The sequence below is a fragment of the Eubacterium oxidoreducens genome (genome assembly GCF_900104415.1).
GTDB classification, from domain to species: domain Bacteria; phylum Bacillota; class Clostridia; order Lachnospirales; family Lachnospiraceae; genus Eubacterium_C; species Eubacterium_C oxidoreducens.
Genome location: NZ_FMXR01000010.1, coordinates 57,942 through 76,004, shown reverse-complemented (window position 1 = coordinate 76,004; position 18,063 = coordinate 57,942). Strand labels below are relative to the sequence as shown.

Below are 18,063 nucleotides of genomic sequence, written 5' to 3'. Positions count from 1 at the left end.
AGTTGTATGGAACCAAGAATGCGAAAAGGTAAATACACATTCTTTATATTGCTTTTTGCAGCGGTGCTTATCATTTTGTTTTTGACTTCCTTTTTGATGGGGAGATATTCGATTGCAATATCAGATATAGTAGCGATGCTTTGGGAGAAAATAGCAGATTTATTACATTTTCCGCAAGTTATGCATACTGAGGCGACATGGTCAGCAAGAACGCAATCGGTATTTTTTTACGTAAGATTACCTCGTATTTTACTTGCTTGCTTGGTTGGCTGTTGTTTGTCGACCGCCGGAGCGTCTTATCAGGGAATTTTTCAAAATCCGATGGCTGCACCGGATATTCTGGGAGCTTCTTCCGGCGCTGCATTTGGAGCAGCATTGGCTATTTTGCTAGGACAGACAACGGTTATGATTACGGTGTTTGCATTTGTATCAAGCATGGTCACGGTATTAATTGTTACATTAATAAGTCGAAGAGCTTCTGGAAGTAAAGTTTTGGTATTGGTATTATCTGGAATTATGGTGAGCTCGCTTTTTTCGTCCGGAACTTCTTATATAAAACTTGTTGCCGATCCAAATGACCAGCTTCCGGCAATTACCTATTGGTTAATGGGTAGTTTGACCGGTGCTGATATTAAGACGGTGGGGTTAGTGTGCATTCCGATGCTGATAGGAATCATCCCACTTATGTTATTGCGATGGAGAATGAATCTCTTAACATTGGGAGATGAAGAAGCAACGAGTATGGGAATTAACACTGGGCGAATAAGGATTTTGGTTATTATATTTGCTACTTTGATAACGGCATCGAGCGTATCTGTAAGCGGAATGATTGGATGGGTAGGACTGGTAATACCTCATTTTGCAAGAAGAATTGTAGGGAATAACTATATGCATTTATTGCCGATGACAATGATTATAGGAGCAATATTTTTGCTGGGAGTGGATGATATATCGAGGAATTTGCTAGCTACGGAAATCCCTCTTGGAATACTTACTTCGATAGTAGGAGCTCCTTTCTTTATTTATTTGATTAGAAGAAAGGAGATATTGCGATGAGTCTTAAAGTGGAACATTTGCATTTTTCGTATGATCAAAAAAGACAGGTTTTAAAAGATATAAATTTTGAAATTGAAGATGGTAAGCTTGTATGCCTGCTAGGGCCTAATGGTGTTGGTAAAAGTACTTTGTTTAAAACAATACTTCGGCTTTTGCCGGGGTATGAAGGAAAAATATATCTAGATGGTCAGGATACTTCTAGTCTGTCGGTTAAGGATATGGCGCGTTTGGTTGCATATATTCCGCAATCACATGAACCGACATTTAATTATACGGTGTATGAAATGGTGCTCATGGGAACAACTGTGGGTCTTTCGACATTTTCATCTCCGGGGAGGCGACAAAAGGAGCTGGTAGATGAGAAGTTGGAAATGCTGGGTATAACTAAGCTACGCAATCGCGGGTTTGCGCAGATTAGCGGCGGTGAGAGACAACTGGCATTAATTGCGCGAGCTTTAGTACAAGAGACAAAAGTGTTGATTATGGATGAGCCAACAGCAAATCTGGATTATGGAAATACGATTCGTGTGTTAGAGCAGATTAAAGGACTTACAGGTAGTGGTTATACTATTTTGCAAGCTACGCATCAACCGGATCAGGCTTTTTTATTTGCAGATGAAGTGTTAGCAATCTCGCAGGGGACAGTTTTGGCTAAAGGAAATCCAAAGGATGTAATTACACCTTCGTTTGTTGATACATTGTATCAGGTTAAGGTGGATATTCAAAGTTTGTATAATGATGAAATAAGAGTGTGTGTTCCTACGTTTGGGAAAAATGGCAGGAATACACAAGGAGGAGACGTTGGAATATGAAAGAAAAGAGGATAATACCGCGAATTACTTCGATAATATTGATGCTGTGTTTGCTTTTTGGAATGCTGGTTGGCTGCGGTTCTACAAAAGCGGAAACAACGGTTTCGGATACAACAAAAGATGCAGGAAAAATGAAAACATTTACGGATTCGCTTGGAAGGGAAGTCGAAGTACCTGAGAATCTGACAAGTGTTGTTGCGTCTGGCTCAACTGCATTTATTTATTTGTACGCAATTGCACCGGAATCAATTATGGCGGTAAATACAGAACTTACCGATGCTGCAAATGAATATTTGCAAGAGGAATTGGACGAATTACCTGTAATTGGAAGTTTTTTTGGTAATCATGATTTGAATTATGAAGAAATCGCTAGTCTTGGCCCACAATTGGTTATTGACATAGGAGAAAATAAGCCATCAATGGAATCGGACCTTGAAGATATTACCAATAAGACGGGAGTTACAGCCATTCATATAGACGCTTATTACGATAATATGGATGAGACGTTCGAGATGCTTGGAGAATTGTTTGGCAAGGAGGAGGAAGCTGATGCTCTAGCAAAATTCTGTTCTAACTCGCTTAAACTTTCTCAAGATGCAGTTGATACGGCACAACAAAAGAATGAGAAAAAGTCGGTGTTATATTGTACGCAGGAGGACGGGCTTAATGTGCTGGCAAAAGATTCTTATCACTCTGAAGTGATTGATATGTTGGCAGATAATCTTGCAGTTGTTACAAATCCAAGTTCAAAAGGAACCGGTAATCAGGAAGATATCGAACAGCTTCTTAACTGGGATCCTCAAGTTATCATTTTTTCTCCGGACAGCTATTACGATTACGCCTGGGAAGATGAAAGCTGGCAGGAATTAACCGCAATTAAAAATGGAACCTATTATGAGACACCAAGTGGTCCATATGGCTGGATGGGGTCTCCGCCTGCATCAAATCGTGTGATAGGGATGCTTTGGATGGCAGATTTGTTGTATCCGGAATATACAGATTTTGATTTACAGGATATGACAATAGAGTATTATAAATTGTTTTATCATTACGATTTGAGTGATGAAGAATATGAAAGTCTGGTGGCAAATTCGATTGGAAAAAGATCATAAATACAAGCGATATTATAATTGCATATGGATTTTGGGATGTGTATGTTTGGCGGCTGTATTTTTGGGGATTCCGAAGAATGTATTCGCTTATGATGCTGTCACAGAGATTAAGGTTACCGTTGGATATTGGGGAGATGAAACAGTTGATAAAGGTAGTGCTTCTTTGAGTGAACTTTCAAGTAGTTGTGGATTACATAAAGAGCTCTATACCTGGATTAATGATGGCTCTTATCCTGGAACTACGGAAGCGGAAGGAATCTATATCAGTGACCTTATGGATTATTTCGGCGTAGATATTGACTCGGTATATTATTTTAATTTTGAGACGTCGGATTCGTCCACCTATTTAGGATCTGCGTATCAATGGACACTTTCGCAGCTGTTTGGTACCAGGTATAGCATGAAAAACTGTTTTTACGATGTGGTTGAAGATTATAACAATTCTGACCCGGATGATTTTGTAAATAATTATGAAGATCATTATACGGTTGCTAATATCTTCGATTCTGCATCTGGAGCATTTAGTAAAACTGCATGGAATGAAAGAGAAGAAGTGCAGCCGATGCTTGCATTAAGGACTTATTCAACATCCTGGAAAAATTATGAACCGGCATCCGTCTTGACTTTTGATGGCGGAGATGATTCCTATCTGGTATCTACCGGCAAACCAATCTTGCTGTTTGGTCAGACTTCAAGGGATTCTAGTACCAGAAATCTGATGGCAGAGATGGTGAAAGGAATACACATCTGGTTTGAAGGTTATCCGAACATTTCGGTAAATGAAGATTCTATTTCCGGTAAAGTAGGAAGCTCAAAAAAACTTAAAGTGACAGTGGAAACGCCGGATGAAGATCTTACAGAGTATGTTTCTTCGCAGATAACTTGGTCTTCGAGCGATGAAAGCATTGCCAGCGTCGATGAGAATGGCAATGTCACTATTAATGCAGAAGGTGATGCGACAATTACCGGAACATATAATGGAAAGACCTGCTTTCGTGTGGGTGTTAGCGGTTCGGCCAAGAGTAGTGATTCTGACACAAAAGAAGAGGAAGAAGAACAAAGCAATACGGACGAGTCTCCGGTTGAGGAAGAACAGTCGGAAGAAGAATCTAAGGATGCTAATGCAACAGGAGGAGTTCACAGCGGAAGCGGCTCAGGTGACGGAAGTGGAGACGATAGTGGTAATGGAAGCGGAACCGGAGAAGGAAAGCAATCAGGAGATGAAGTTGGAATTGCATTTGCTGATGAAGCTGATCAAACGACGGATAGTGATGCAGATGCAACGAATAGTTCTTTGCTTAAAGAAGGAGGCGGCAATAACACACAGATGTATGAAATTACAGAGGGGGTTACGTCTTTAGTAAAGACTGAGACCTCGCCTGAGTTGTTTCGGAAAATAATGCTTATCATTATAGGGCTGGTTTTGATTGGCGTTATTTCACAGTCGATTTACTTCAAAAGACAATTATATTTTAATAAGAAGATAAAAAGGAGTTAGTGAAAAGATGAGTTCAACAACGATAAGTTCTGCGCTTAGAACGATATGTTCAAGTCTGCAGACACCGGTTATCATCATTTTGTTTTGTATATTGGCCTTTACGCTGGTTTTGGTTGGGACATTAGTAGCGGAAGGTTTTACAGAGCGTATCCACCTAAAGGTGTGGATGCCAAGACTTGTGGATGAAATAAAAAATGGCAACGTACCACCTGCAGTTAGTATTAAACAAAGTGGACTTTTAAAGCGGCAAAAAATTGCTTTGATCGAAGTAACCGATCATAAGGAACTTACAGACAATATGCGAGAAGCGCTTGCGATTCGTCTGATTGAAGAGGCGAAGGGGCGCTATGATGTGATTGTAAAATGTTCGGACACGATTATTCGTTTAGGTCCGGTTTTTGGTCTGTTAGGAACATTGATTCCATTGGGGCCTGGAATTTTGGCACTTGGACAGGGGGATACATATACGCTGTCGAGTTCGCTGCTTACGGCTTTTGATACAACGGTGCTTGGGCTTATATGTGCGGCAATTGCGACGGTGGTTTCTACAATCAGAAAGAGATGGTATGCAAATGATTTATCTATTTTAGAATCTCTCATGGATTGTGTTTTGGAGGTGGAAAAGTCGGATGATAAGTAATCGAAAGAAGCGTTCTTTGAACAGTTTTGAAGAGGGAGAGTCTTCGCCAAGTGCAATGGCGGGGGTTTCGAATCTTGCCGATGCCATGTTGGTGCTTGCGGTGGGAATCATGTTGGCACTTGTGATTAACTGGCATATCAATATTGACGGAACGAAAGTAACACAGATTGATGAAAGTCAGGTAAAAGAAGTAGATGAAGAAGAGTATGAAGATACCACACAAGATACTAAAGAAAGTGATGAATCATCTCTTCAAAAGGCCGGTTCGGTTTACGTTGATACAGATACCGGTAAGATGTATATCATTCAAAATGAGGGCGAATAATCATGGAAAAGGCAGATTATAAGAATCTTAATCTGAAAAATGGATGGGATTTGCCAAAAGATATGGCGATACCGTTAACCGGTTTTCGGATGAAAAGAAGACGAGAACGCGAACTGCTTTTAAAGGAAGAAGTAAAAGAGTATGTCGTACCGGAAAATGATACGAAACGGGGAACGGATGCCGGCGAAGCGGATTTTGTCAAGAAGGCTAAGGAAGATACGCAGGCCGGCAAATTGGGAAATACGAAATTAAAAAGGCGTACGATTGGAGCTATAATACTTGCGGCTGTTGTAATTGTGGTGCTGAGATTAAGTTTTGGGCCTCCGATTCTTTTGGCGGATATATCTAGCTATGAGAATGTTGAGATTACCATAGAAGGGCTGACGGACGAAGCATTTACGATTACGCCAAAGGAATTATCGAAGATGAAACTGGACAAGACAACGGTGGAGATTCATTCGGAAGAAGCAGATACCGAGTCTGCCATTGGACCGACGCTGGATACATTTTTAGCATCTTATGGACGGTCAGTGGACGAGTTTCGTTCTATGAAAGTCTATACGGCAAAAGATGTATCAAATGCTTATGTCAAAACGTTAGAAGAAGAAACTTTAATCTTATCAATTGCGAATGGAAATGAGGCGCTTGAGGAAAAAATTGCTCCGCTTCAGATTGCAATTAAAGATGGATCCGCAGATGAGTGGACCGGTTATGTGGTTAAGATTGTCTTTACTGAGAAATAAGAAGAATGAGGGTGTTTTATGAAAGGGCAAATAAGAAAAAAAATCCTGGCGTTTTCGTTAAGTGCTGTGGTTTTGTTGCAGGTGGTTCCGTTGGAAAGTGTGGAAGCCGAAGAAGTAATAACGCTTCAAACGACTCCTGGTAGTTATTCGATAGAGAACACTTATACCGGAGGAAATTGTGAGTTTGATGGTTTGGAAAGTTCGGCTGATGGAGGTGATTTGGTTTCATTTACGGTATCACCGGCAACGGACTATTATCTGGCACAGGTGAGACTTGTGCAGGAACAAGGGGTGAATAACGAGGTTACCTATACGGTTCTAGAGCCTGATTCGCAGGGCGTTTATTCATTTGAAATGCCAGAAGGTGATGTAGAAATTATAGCAGATAGTATATCTATTGTATGGGATGGAACGATTGATTTAACATGGTATGATGCCCAGGAAGATACGTTCGAATTATCTTATGGGGCTCAGCTTGCAGGTGCTGCTGCTTTAGTAAATGGCTTGTTTAACGATTTTCCGATTCAAGAGACGGAGACGACGATAGAGGGGACTAGCGGATATTGGCCATGGCTTGATGAAGATGGACATCCTTATGGAACAGATGACTCCTATTATCATGTTTTTCATGATACCGGAACCTACTCGGATAATGACAATTGTGATACTACGGTTGTTGGGGATTTGAATCTTATAACAATTAAACAAGGATATAAATCATCAGGAGTAAACCTAGTGCAAAGTACTGGGGTATACTGGTATAGTGATATCGATTTTACGGATAAAACCATCTTATTGACCTGTGATATTAATATGGGCGGGGTGTGCTCTGATTTTGAGAATAAAAATGATGGAACATCTTGGTCTGGACCTAACTTTATGCCGATTGGAGGTTCGTTCGTAAGTTATGTAGATAATGGTTGTACTCGTTCATCGAATACGTATAACGGAAATTTTGATGGACAAGGTCATATTATTTATAATTTGTATTGTTCACGTCATGTAAATACATATTTTGGTGATTGTCAGGGAATTGGTATTATCGGAGAGTGTGGCTGTATTGATTCGTCAGACTCAAGCAAATGGCGAAAATTGACAATTGAAAATCTTGCAATCGATGGTTATATAAATGCCAATCGTTGTGTAGGTGGGATTCTGGGACGTAATGGAGTTACGACTTCTACAACGGTTTCAAATTGTATAAACTTTGCAAGAGTGGAAGGTACCGATGCAAAAGGCTGCGGAGGTATTGTCGGCGGCGGATTTAGTTCTATTTACGTAAATAATTGTGCCAATTTTGGTTATATATCAGAAGAATATAACAAAGGTGCCGGTGGAATTATCGGTTATAGTGAGGGGACAACAAGAAATTGTTACAATCTTGGATATGTAGCTGGTTTGGGTACAGGAAATGAAGATGCTGCATCAGCCATTGGAATGGATTACGGTGGAGCTTATTGGTATAACAATTATTATTTGAAAGATTCTTCGACTAGTGAATCATATCCGGGAATTTATGCTTCTTCGCTAAAGGGTGAAAATGCAAATATTATAGCCGGAACGGAATTTTGCTTTGCTGAATCGTCATATGATTTGGCGAATAAGGTATCCGGAACCGGAAGATGTTTTGCGTATAGTGACGAGGAGAAGGTATCAACGAATATGGCAGATGCGCTTAAAAGAGTGCATTCCATCGGAAGTGAATTAGAGGCGCTTGATGCAACCGGAATTCCGATTCCAAGAGTGTTTTTGGTAAATGCTGAAGTTGCAACAGCAACAGCAATTACAGCAACAGGCACACCGGTAACAGAATATTATGAAGGGCAGACATTTAACGATAATGATTCTTTTGTAGTAAAGGTTACCTATAGCGATCAAACTTCAGAGCAGGTAGAGGATTATACCGTTACCTATCAAAATGGAGATTATTTCAAGGAAGGGGATACCTATGTCACCGTTTCTTATGAAGTGGATGGAATAAGTTTTTCACAAAATATCACAGTGACGGTACATGAAGATGAACTCGATTCCTTAAAACTGATTACCTCGGCTACGAATACTTTGTACTGTCTTGGGGAAACATTTGATACAGATGGATTAATTGTAAGAGCGTATTATATATCCGGTCGAACAGAAGATCTAGAGGTAGAAGATTATAGTTATTCTCCGATGGATTCGCTATCGACGGAAGATGAGAAGATTACAATAAGTTACACTTATAAAAATATGACATTATCGGAAGATATTTGGATAGATGTGTTATCAACCAGAGCGCCTAATGTGCATATTACCAGCGATACGGAAGAAAGAACGGTAGATATTTATCAGGAAAATGATTTATTGTGGTTTGCCAATCAGGTATCAATCAATCGATATCCGGCAGAAAATGCTGAATTGATGAATGATATTACGGTGACGGGAGAAGAAGCCAAGTTTTTGCCGGTTGGTGATCAAAAGGCAGTTTCGTATGAAGGAACGTTTGATGGTAATGGTTATAGTATTACATTTGAAGATGAAATATCTGATGCTGTCAACAGAAATGCATTTATTTACAGTTTGTCGGGTACTGTGGAAAATCTCACGCTAAAAGGAAGCGTATCTGGAGGAAAATATACAGCCGCATTTGCAGCTTGTATAGACGGTGGTACGATTACAAATTGTATCAATGAAATGTCGGTTTCATCTACCGGAAATGATGTTGGCGGAATTGCCGCGGTTTTAAGAGATGGCGGAAAAATCATTCAATGTATGAACCGTGGCGTAGTTCGTTCTACGGGAAATTATGTTGGAGGAATAGCAGGTGATGTGACAGGAGATGGATGCGAGATAAAACAGTGTATCACAACATCTGCGTCAGTAGTTACTGGAAGTGCTATAGTTGGTGGAATTGCCGGTAGGATTAACAGCGATCAATGCCTGGTTACAGAAAGTTTGAATTTTTCGAAAGTAAATGCTAGCTGTTCTTCTTATGATAGTTCTTATTCTTGTGGTGGAATTGTTGGAACATTGCAAAATGGGAGTATCACAAAATCCGTTAATAAAGGCGAGGTCGCATCGGTATGTGCTATGACAGGTGGTGTAGCTGGAATTGCCTCAAATTCACAGACGATATTAGAGTGCTACAATACAGCTACCGTTTCGCTGACGGGAACGAATAACTCGCCTTGTATTGGTGGTGTTGCAGGTATGATAGCGACAGCAAAGACAGGAAAAACAAATATTCAAAATTGTTATAATACGGGAACAATCAACTTGGGAAGCAATACTACATCTTATCATGGGGCTTTGATTGGACGTGGCGGCGGACTAGATGGCGTATCGGGGAATTATGCGCTTGCACTAGCAGATACGCAGTTGATTGTATCATCAAAAACAGTTAGTGATGCGAATGGTAAATTCTGGGAAAGTACAATGGATATGCAGACTGTACCGGCCGGAACATATGTGGCTATTAAAACTGGGGTGCAAAAAAACGCACCATTGTTATTGTGGCAGACGGAGTCTTCGTGGGATGAAGTCTATGCGGAACTTTTGGCAGAATCTGAGAATGCGAATGAACTTAATGATTTGGCTTATTTGGTAAGATGCCATAGTACTTCGGCAATTGATGATTCGTATCAAGATAAGATTCAAAGCATGATTGAGACAGAACAAGAAGCGCTTGTTCAAGAGACGATTGCAGCCATAGATGCAATTGGAACTGTAACAGCTTCTAGTAAGCAGGCGATTGTGCAGGCAGCAAATCTTTATGGAAGTCTTTCGTCTGATTATACGGTTGAAATTACGAATTATGACATTTTAGAAAACGCTATGAGGCAGTATAAGAAAATTACAGCTTCTTATCATATAACATTCCAGGCAAATGACTCTACGTCCGCGAAAGCAACGCTTTCCTTTACAACACTGACAGTTGGTTACGATAAAGCACTATCCAAACTGCCAACTGCAAAGAGAAGCGGTTATACATTTGATGGATGGTATACGAAAAAAAGTGGCGGAAGTAAAGTGTCTATTACAACAAAAATCACAGAGGATACGACCTATTATGCTCACTGGACAAAAGTGAACGTGGCTAAGACGAAGGTGAAATCCATAAAATCCGGCAAAAAGAAACTGACCGTAAGAATAAAAGGTGTAAGCGGCGCAGCAGGATATCAAATCTGCTATTCTTTAAAGTCTTCCATGAAGGGATATAAAACTGTTACGATTACCGGCAATAAGACGGTTTTGAATAAATTAAAAGCGAAGAAGAAATATTATATTAAGGTGCGTGCTTATAAACTGGATTCGAAAGGCAACAAAGTGTTTGGTAAATGGTCAGTTAAAAAGGTAAAAAAGACGAAATAGTCCAAATTCAGTAAAAAGGTTGAAATATAAGCATGTTTCGTTTAAAATGTTTTAGAAGTGAACTTTTGCCGAGCAATAAGTGAGTCGGCATATGAAGGAGGAAAACAAATGATTTCAGCTGGTGATTTCAGAAATGGTATTACGATTGAGTATAATGGCGGTATTTACCAGATCATCGAGTTTCAGCATGTAAAACCTGGTAAAGGAGCTGCATTCGTTAGAACAAAATTAAAGAATATTATTAACGGTGGTATTGTGGAGAATTCATTCCGTCCAACAGAGAAGTTCCCACAGGCAAGAATTGAACGTAAGGATATGCAATATCTTTACAGTGATGGAGATTTATTCTACTTTATGGATGGCGAGACATATGATCAGATTCCGTTAAGTGCAGATATCATTGGGGATGCACTGAAATATGTTAAGGAAAATGAAACTTGTAAAGTATGTTCTCATGATGGTAATGTATTTGCTGTTGAACCACCACTTTTTGTAGAACTTGCAATTACAGAAACCGAGCCTGGATTTAAGGGTGATACTGCTCAGGGTGCGACTAAGCCGGCAACGGTTGAGACCGGTGCTAATGTAAATGTTCCACTTTTTGTTGAGCAGGGAGATGTAATTAAGATTGATACCAGAACAGGCGAGTATCTTTCAAGAGTATAATGATTTTATAAGAGGGCTATCGCTTTAGATGCAATCATCTAGGCGAGGCCTTTTTTTTGTGCAATTTAGGAATGATAATTTGCAGAAACTGTTTGTTGATATGGATGAAAAAAGTAGATGTATTGCAACATATAGCTTGGAACTTATAAGAAACTTCGCATGGTGATGGAGGAGAGAATTGGAAAAAAAGAATAAAAGAGAATAGATGCGGATAGAAAGTGGCTCAAAGATGTGGTGAAATGGTACTGCAATATGGGAAAATGAACCAATTTACTAGTACATTATTCACAAAAATTCGTAAACATATTGCATACATAACTAAAGTTATGTTATCCTTACGGCTAGTTAACTCTAACACAAGATAAAAAAGGGAGGTAAACGAATGTCTAGGACAAAAGGCGTGAAAGTAGGGCGCGTTATGGCTGCGGTACTTGCTGCAGCACTTACCGTTACCGGATTGCCTGCTGGATTGGTAGGTACTACTTCAGCCGGAGAGGTAACGGCTGAAGCGGCAGAGACAACTACGAGCTGTGCAATTGCATTTGCAAATGCAAGAAATTATGGAGGGTCGTATACGGATGCATTTACAAAAGTGGTGAATACCAATGATGGTGGATATGCGGTTATTGGTTATACGATGGGAGATTCAACTGACCCTGAGTGGACGTATACGCCAAACGGTACATCACATTCGAACAATGATGCATTACTTTTAAAGTACGATGCAAATGGTAACCTGGAATGGACGAAAATCTATGGAACAACCGGTGTTGATGTGTTTGAAGACATTACAGTTTTGACAGACGGAAGAATTGCGGTTACTGGAAGACAATCTTTTACCAGTAGTGATTCTGTGATTAAGGGAGTATCCTGGTACACTCTTGTTGTGGATGCAGATAATCCGGACAGTTATACGGAGTATCGAATTGGCTCCACAAAAGGAGATCAGTCTTATGGCATTGAAGCAACCAGTGATGGAGGTTTTGTAGTAGGAGGCTGGTCAGGCGGTGAAAGTGGATATATTACGTCCACGACTGATGGAGAAACATATACAGATACAGAGCAGTTATGGGAGTATGATACGTCAGAAACAGAGGACGACGGAATTACAAATAAAACCGTTGCGGCTTCAGAAAGTTTTATCATAAAGATTTCTAAAGATGGAGCTGTAGAATATACAACTGCTTATGCAGCAAGAACAGAGAATACGATAGGTGGATCTTCAAGCGGTACAAAACGATTAACAGGTCTTACCGTTGATAGTAATGATGATGTTTTGGTTACCGGATATGAAACTCTGGCTAAGAATATTACCAATGGAACCGTTGCGAAAATCAGTGGGGAGGATGGTTCTGTCTTGTGGAGCAAGATGATTGGTAGCGCTTATGACGAAGATGTGACACCATCTGATAAAGCAAATTATCAAAAGGTAGAAATGTTTGACCAAACTGTTTTATTGGATGGAACTTACGTGGTTGTTGGAACAGCAACAAATGATGCGACAACGGAAGAAGCCTGGGATGTGCTTGGTTCACAAGATACCATCATTATTCATTATGCTGCGGATGGAACACTGATTAATTCCGAAAGCTATGGAACCATCGATGATGAAAATAACAGACCTGGTGCTGTCGTTGCAGATAGTAATGGTGGTTATTATGTCGTCGGAAGTATTGATACTGTCGTGGAAGAAAGCTCTGAAATTGAAAAAGGATACGATTGGGGCAACTACGGTGCACAAGATAGTATTATCGTGAAGTATAACAGCTTAGATGAAGTAGAATGGACAGAAAACTATGGCACTAAAAATGGTGACTGGATCAATGATATGACAATTACGACTGCCGGTGATTATGTGGCTGTTGGAGAATCGAATGGATCTTATGGTGAAGTCGCATGGGGAAATAACGGTGGTATTGATGCGATTGTTATGACGACCGGAAGCCTGGCTGATGCAACAGAAACGGTAGATACAACGACAGATGGTGACGTGACATGGCAGGATGGAACATATACGGCATCCGGAGATGGTTATGTTGGGACTGGTTCTGTTGAACTCAAAGTGGTATTTGAGAATCAAACGATATCTTCTATAACGACAACATCTACAACGGATACAGAAGAGTATTATGATATGGTTGATCCGGACCTTATGGATTTAATCATTAGTGTGCAATCTACGGATGTAGACGGTATTTCCGGTGCGACATATTCATCTAATGGTGTGAAAGAGGCAGTGTCAGATGCTATGTCTCAGGCTGCTGCGGCGTATGTGGATACCTTGATTAGTGCAATTGAATCAGAGGATACAGCGCAGATAGCAGCGGATGCATATGCAGAGCTTGGATCGGTAGCACTTAGTTATCTGACAAAATTGGAAGCGCTACAGACAGCTGCTTCAACGTATAGTATAACACTTCAGACCAGAACGGAGGCGGCAGTTATTACTGAAACACAGCCGACTGTTTCTACAGAAACCTATGATTATAATGATACTTATTATAATCTTCAAAATGAATACTATGAGGATATCAACGCATCAGCACTGGCGAATAATTCTCTTACCGGAGAAGACGTTAAGATTGCGGTAATTGACAGTGGTCTGTCGGCCGGACATGATGATATTGATTACTCTAATGTTTTGGATGGATACGATTATACGACCGGTGCAGCTATGTATGTGAATCCAACGGATGATCAGATGGCGATGTATGATGACAATGGCCATGGTACAGCGGTTGTAAGTATTTTGCAGGCGACATCTAATAATAGTAAAGGAATTGCAGGTTTATTAAGTGAAGCGAAGATTGTTCCACTCAAGGTTGAAGCCGATGATGATTCGGAAGAATCGAGCGCACAGATTGCACAGGCAATTAAAGACGCGGTTGACACATATGGTGTTGATGTAATTACTACCAGTTTAGATGTAATGGATACCGATACCCTAGAAGAAGCAGTAGATTATGCGGCAGAGAAAAATGTTATTATTACAGCGGCGGTTGGTAACAGTTCAACTTCGTCAAGTACCGGAGATGATGCTCTGATTTATCCGGCAGCTTATGATAATGTTATTGGTGTTGGAGCAGTTGATAGTGACAGTGTTGTCAGAACAAATTCTCAAAAGAATAAATCTGTTTATGTAACTGCCCCGGGAGAAGAGATTGTTGTTGCAGCGCCAAGCGAAGGTGCAAAAATGACGATCAGCAGCGGAACATCATACTCATCGCCAATGGTTGCGGCAGTTGCTGTTGCAGCAAAGCAGGTATATGCAGATATGACAGTTGAGGAATTTAAAACTTTACTTCAGGAAACTTCAAAAGATCTTGGAAGTGAAGGATACGACACTTCATATGGTTATGGTTTAATTAATATGAAAGCTGTCTCAAAGAAACTGGTTTCAACGGTAAGATATGACGTGGTAGGTGGAACGCTGGTTAACAGTGATGAAGAAGTTGATGTATTAAATGAAACCGAAATTACACTTCCGAAAATAAAACGATCAAATTGTACGTTTGTTGGATGGGAGATTAATGATAAATGGTATGCGGCAGGTGATACATATACGATTACGGAAGATACCACATTTACAGCTGTATGGAGAACGCAGATTACATTTGATACAAACGGTGGAACCATGACAGAGGCAGACACTATTTCTGCTGTTACCGGTGTGAAAATTACACTACCAAGTGCAAGTAGAAGCGGTTATACCTTTAATGGTTGGAAAATTGGAAATAAAACATATAAAGCAGGTGCTTCATATACCGTTACAGGCCCTGTGACAGCAGTTGCGCAATGGGCAAATAAGACAATGACCACCATTAGCGGAATTACGTATAAAAAATCCGGTAATGTTGCTGTTGTTACAAAGGCTGATAAGTCTCTTACGAAAGTGACAATTGCTTCTTCGGTTACGATTAATGGTAAAAAGTATAAGGTAACAAAGATTAACAGTAAAGTATTTGCTAAGCATACAAAACTGAAATCTGTTACAATTGGTGCAAATGTTAAGACCATCGGCTCACAAGCGTTCTTCAAAGCAACTTCGCTTAAGAAGGTTATATTTAAAGGAAAGAAAGTAAAGAGCATCGGCTCAAAGGCATTTAAGAAGATTAACAAGAAGGTTACTTACAAGTATCCATCGAAAAAGAAAAAGACAGCTTATCAGAAACTTCTGAAAAAAGCAGGAGCTCCAAATCTTTCATAAAATCAGGATGATATGATAAAAAAGAAAACCGCTCGTGGATGAATTCCATGGGCGGTTTCCTTCATATATAGAAAAGAAAAAATATTAGTCCAATTTGATGCCGGCAAGAAGACTTCCAAGACTAGTGCTTACATCGCCGCCAGACTGATAAGAGGATTTTGCTTCTTCTTCCTCAGCAGCCTGTTTGTCTTGCTGAAGGACTTTCATGCTAAGAGAAATCTTACCATCTTCTTTTTTGATAACCTTAACGGTTACTTCCTGACCTTCTTTTACAACTTCAGATGGCTTTGCGATACGCTTTAAAGACATCTGTGAGATATGAAGAAGTCCGGAAATATTATTTCCAAGATCGACAAATGCACCATAGGTAGTAAGATTCTCAACCTTACCGGTAACAACGCTTCCAACTTCAATAGAGTCAAAAGCGGCTTTTTTATCAGCGTCGCGTTTCATCTGTTCCACGGCTTTGCCGGATAGAACAAGGCGATTGTTTTCGCGTTCAGCGGTAATAACGATGACGTCAAGCTTTTTGCCAAGCCACTCATTTAAATCTTTTACATATTGAATGCTGATTTGGGAAGCTGGAATAAACGCACGAAGTTCATTGATATATGCGATGAGTCCACCGTTGACAATACCTCCGACTTTTACATTCATAACGGTTTTGTTTTTTAAAGCCTCTTCGAGCTCAATCCAGGCAGGATCGTCATTACCTTCGTTTGGATTGCGAAAAGATGCATCAATTTCTGCTTCAAAATCTTTCATAGTTTCTTCTGCCATAATGATAATAACCTCTCTTTCGATATAACTGTATTTATCATATCACAAAATAATTTTGAAAAAAATGAAAATCATGTTGACAAAGGGATTTTGTAGTGATACATTTGTTGATGTAAAGATATTAGCACTCCAAAACGTTGAGTGCTAACAACACAGAGAAGCAATTGCGATGGAGTGGTGCGAGTGAACGATCAACTGGACGAACGCAAGGTTAAAATCTTGAATGCAATCATACAGAATTATTTGGAGACCGGAGAGCCGGTTGGCTCGAGAACAATATCCAAGATTGAAGATATGAATATTTCTTCTGCTACGATTCGAAATGAAATGTCGGATCTTGAAGATATGGGATATATTCTTCAGCCACATACTTCGGCAGGACGTATTCCTTCAGATAAAGGATATCGTTTCTATGTTGATCAATTGATGCAACAAAAGGAACAGGAAATCTCTGATATGCAAAGCTTTATGATAGAGCATACGGAGAAGATGGAGACGGTATTAAAGCAAGTAGCGAAATTACTTGCTGCCAATACAAACTATACAACAATGATTACAGCTCCAAAGTCGAAAAATGCAACGATTAAGTTTATCCAGCTTTCTTCTATAAATGAAGAACAATTGTTGGCGGTAATCGTACTTGGAGGTAATGTTGTAAGAAACAAAATCATTGACGTAGATGAGATGCCGGATCAGGAAATGATATTAAAGTTGAATATCCTGCTTAATTCTGCATTAAATGGACTTTCTTCTGAACAGATTACTCTTGAAACCGTCGCGAAACTTAAAACAAGTGCCGGTGAACACAGCAACTTGATTACACAGATTATGGATGTGATTGGTGAAGTCATTTCAGAAGGAAAAGAATTTGAGATTTATACATCCGGAGCAACGAATATCTTTAAATATCCGGAGCTATCCACATCAGAGAGCGCATCGGATCTAATCAATGTATTAGAAGAGAAAAACCAGCTTGTCGATTTCGTGAATGAGATTGAAGAATCCGGCGGAGATGAAACTGGAATTCAGGTATATATTGGAAATGAATCTCCTATGGCGAATATGAAAGATTGCAGTATTGTAACCGCAACCTATAATTTGGGTGAAGATATGAAAGGCATGGTGGGAATCATAGGTCCAAAGAGAATGGACTATAAAAATGTTATGGAGAATCTGAAGACCTTAAGGTCACAGATTGATGATATATTCCATAAGGAAGAGCCTTAGGAAAGGAGATGGATAGTTTGGCAGAAGAAGAAAAGAAGGTAGAAGAAACCGTTGAGAATATAGATTTGGAGGAGCAGGTAGAAGAACAAGAAGCTGAGGAAGAAACAAGCACAGAAGATACTTGTGAAGCTACAGATGAATCTGAAGAGACGGAACAAGAGGACACAAAGAAAAAAGGCCCGAAAAAAAAGAAAAAATCTAAAGAGCAGGAAAAGATTGAAGAGCTGACCGATAGAGTCCAGCGTCAGATGGCTGAATTTGATAACTTCCGCAAGAGAACGGAAAAAGAAAAAAGCCAGATGTATGAAGTTGGAGCGAAGAGTATTATAGAAAAAATCCTACCGGTTGTAGACAATTTTGAAAGAGGTCTTGCAACAGTAAGCGAAGAGTTGAAAGATGATCCGTTTGCAGAAGGTATGGATAAGGTTTACAAACAGCTTATGACAGCGCTTGATGAACTAGGCGTAAAAGAGATTGAAGCTGAGGGAAAGGAGTTTGATCCGAATCTTCATAATGCAGTAATGCATATTGATGATGAAAATCTTGGAGAGAACGTCGTAGCCCAGGTATTACAAAAAGGATATACCTATCGCGACAGTGTTGTAAGACATAGTATGGTTCAGGTCGCAAATTAATATAGCAAAGAATTT

At 39.8% G+C, this 18,063-nt stretch carries 13 protein-coding genes; 12 read left to right on the top strand and 1 reads right to left on the bottom strand.

Annotated elements, in window-relative coordinates; translation table 11 throughout:
* The first annotated feature begins 6 nt into the window (after positions 1 to 6).
* From BLS20_RS07380 to BLS20_RS07335, 10 genes are all read left to right on the top strand, one after another.
* Positions 7 to 1,056 (top strand): FecCD family ABC transporter permease, encoded by a 1,050-nt coding sequence (locus tag BLS20_RS07380; RefSeq protein WP_242870544.1) that lies wholly within the window; start codon positions 7 to 9, stop codon positions 1,054 to 1,056.
* Positions 1,053 to 1,868, top strand: coding sequence for an ABC transporter ATP-binding protein (locus tag BLS20_RS07375; RefSeq protein WP_090173736.1), 816 nt, complete (start codon positions 1,053 to 1,055; stop codon positions 1,866 to 1,868). The genes BLS20_RS07380 and BLS20_RS07375 overlap by 4 nt, the downstream gene beginning before the upstream one ends.
* A complete protein-coding gene (locus BLS20_RS07370; protein ID WP_090173735.1) occupies positions 1,865 to 2,980 on the top strand; it encodes an ABC transporter substrate-binding protein in 1,116 nt (371 codons plus the stop codon). Before BLS20_RS07375 ends, BLS20_RS07370 begins: the two co-directional genes overlap by 4 nt.
* Positions 2,931 to 4,478: an Ig-like domain-containing protein gene (locus BLS20_RS07365; protein WP_090173734.1), complete on the top strand. Its 1,548-nt coding sequence runs from the start codon at positions 2,931 to 2,933 to the stop codon at positions 4,476 to 4,478. The genes BLS20_RS07370 and BLS20_RS07365 overlap by 50 nt, the downstream gene beginning before the upstream one ends.
* 7 nt (positions 4,479 to 4,485) lie before the next feature.
* Positions 4,486 to 5,118, top strand: a complete 633-nt coding sequence (locus tag BLS20_RS07360; RefSeq protein WP_090173733.1) for a MotA/TolQ/ExbB proton channel family protein — start codon at positions 4,486 to 4,488, stop codon at positions 5,116 to 5,118.
* Positions 5,108 to 5,443, top strand: a complete 336-nt coding sequence (locus tag BLS20_RS07355; protein ID WP_090173732.1) for a DUF2149 domain-containing protein — start codon at positions 5,108 to 5,110, stop codon at positions 5,441 to 5,443. Before BLS20_RS07360 ends, BLS20_RS07355 begins: the two co-directional genes overlap by 11 nt.
* A 2-nt stretch (positions 5,444 to 5,445) precedes the next feature.
* Positions 5,446 to 6,186 (top strand): hypothetical protein, encoded by a 741-nt coding sequence (locus BLS20_RS07350; RefSeq protein WP_090173731.1) that lies wholly within the window; start codon positions 5,446 to 5,448, stop codon positions 6,184 to 6,186.
* 18 nt (positions 6,187 to 6,204) lie between these two features.
* Positions 6,205 to 10,533: an InlB B-repeat-containing protein gene (locus tag BLS20_RS07345; protein WP_090173730.1), complete on the top strand. Its 4,329-nt coding sequence runs from the start codon at positions 6,205 to 6,207 to the stop codon at positions 10,531 to 10,533.
* A gap of 108 nt (positions 10,534 to 10,641) precedes the next feature.
* Positions 10,642 to 11,199, top strand: a complete 558-nt coding sequence (gene efp, locus BLS20_RS07340) for an elongation factor P (protein WP_090173729.1) — start codon at positions 10,642 to 10,644, stop codon at positions 11,197 to 11,199.
* A gap of 382 nt (positions 11,200 to 11,581) precedes the next feature.
* A complete protein-coding gene (locus BLS20_RS07335; RefSeq protein WP_090173728.1) occupies positions 11,582 to 15,406 on the top strand; it encodes a S8 family serine peptidase in 3,825 nt (1,274 codons plus the stop codon).
* 84 nt (positions 15,407 to 15,490) lie between these two features.
* On the opposite strand, the gene BLS20_RS07330 is transcribed toward BLS20_RS07335, so the two are convergent.
* Complete coding sequence (locus BLS20_RS07330) at positions 15,491 to 16,186, bottom strand: S1 RNA-binding domain-containing protein (protein ID WP_090173727.1); 696 nt, start codon at positions 16,184 to 16,186, stop codon at positions 15,491 to 15,493.
* A gap of 183 nt (positions 16,187 to 16,369) precedes the next feature.
* On the opposite strand from BLS20_RS07330, the gene hrcA reads away from it, so the two are divergent.
* On the top strand, positions 16,370 to 17,413 hold the full coding sequence (gene hrcA / locus BLS20_RS07325; protein WP_423230174.1) for a heat-inducible transcriptional repressor HrcA: 1,044 nt from the start codon (positions 16,370 to 16,372) through the stop codon (positions 17,411 to 17,413).
* Between the two features lie 8 nt (positions 17,414 to 17,421).
* Positions 17,422 to 18,048, top strand: coding sequence for a nucleotide exchange factor GrpE (gene grpE / locus BLS20_RS07320; protein ID WP_090173725.1), 627 nt, complete (start codon positions 17,422 to 17,424; stop codon positions 18,046 to 18,048).
* Positions 18,049 to 18,063 lie beyond the last annotated feature (15 nt).

What these genes read in the sequence shown, in the direction of transcription:
- BLS20_RS07330 (WP_090173727.1), bottom strand. Translation starts at nt 16,186, where the DNA reads ATGGCAGAAGAAACTATGAAAGATTTTGAAGCAGAAATTGATGCATCT.
- BLS20_RS07375 (WP_090173736.1), top strand. Translation starts at nt 1,053, where the DNA reads ATGAGTCTTAAAGTGGAACATTTGCATTTTTCGTATGATCAAAAAAGA.
- BLS20_RS07365 (WP_090173734.1), top strand. Translation starts at nt 2,931, where the DNA reads ATGAAGAATATGAAAGTCTGGTGGCAAATTCGATTGGAAAAAGATCAT.
- efp (WP_090173729.1), top strand. Translation starts at nt 10,642, where the DNA reads ATGATTTCAGCTGGTGATTTCAGAAATGGTATTACGATTGAGTATAAT.
- BLS20_RS07355 (WP_090173732.1), top strand. Translation starts at nt 5,108, where the DNA reads ATGATAAGTAATCGAAAGAAGCGTTCTTTGAACAGTTTTGAAGAGGGA.
- grpE (WP_090173725.1), top strand. Translation starts at nt 17,422, where the DNA reads ATGGATAGTTTGGCAGAAGAAGAAAAGAAGGTAGAAGAAACCGTTGAG.
- BLS20_RS07345 (WP_090173730.1), top strand. Translation starts at nt 6,205, where the DNA reads ATGAAAGGGCAAATAAGAAAAAAAATCCTGGCGTTTTCGTTAAGTGCT.
- BLS20_RS07380 (WP_242870544.1), top strand. Translation starts at nt 7, where the DNA reads ATGGAACCAAGAATGCGAAAAGGTAAATACACATTCTTTATATTGCTT.
- BLS20_RS07335 (WP_090173728.1), top strand. Translation starts at nt 11,582, where the DNA reads ATGTCTAGGACAAAAGGCGTGAAAGTAGGGCGCGTTATGGCTGCGGTA.
- BLS20_RS07370 (WP_090173735.1), top strand. Translation starts at nt 1,865, where the DNA reads ATGAAAGAAAAGAGGATAATACCGCGAATTACTTCGATAATATTGATG.
- BLS20_RS07350 (WP_090173731.1), top strand. Translation starts at nt 5,446, where the DNA reads ATGGAAAAGGCAGATTATAAGAATCTTAATCTGAAAAATGGATGGGAT.
- BLS20_RS07360 (WP_090173733.1), top strand. Translation starts at nt 4,486, where the DNA reads ATGAGTTCAACAACGATAAGTTCTGCGCTTAGAACGATATGTTCAAGT.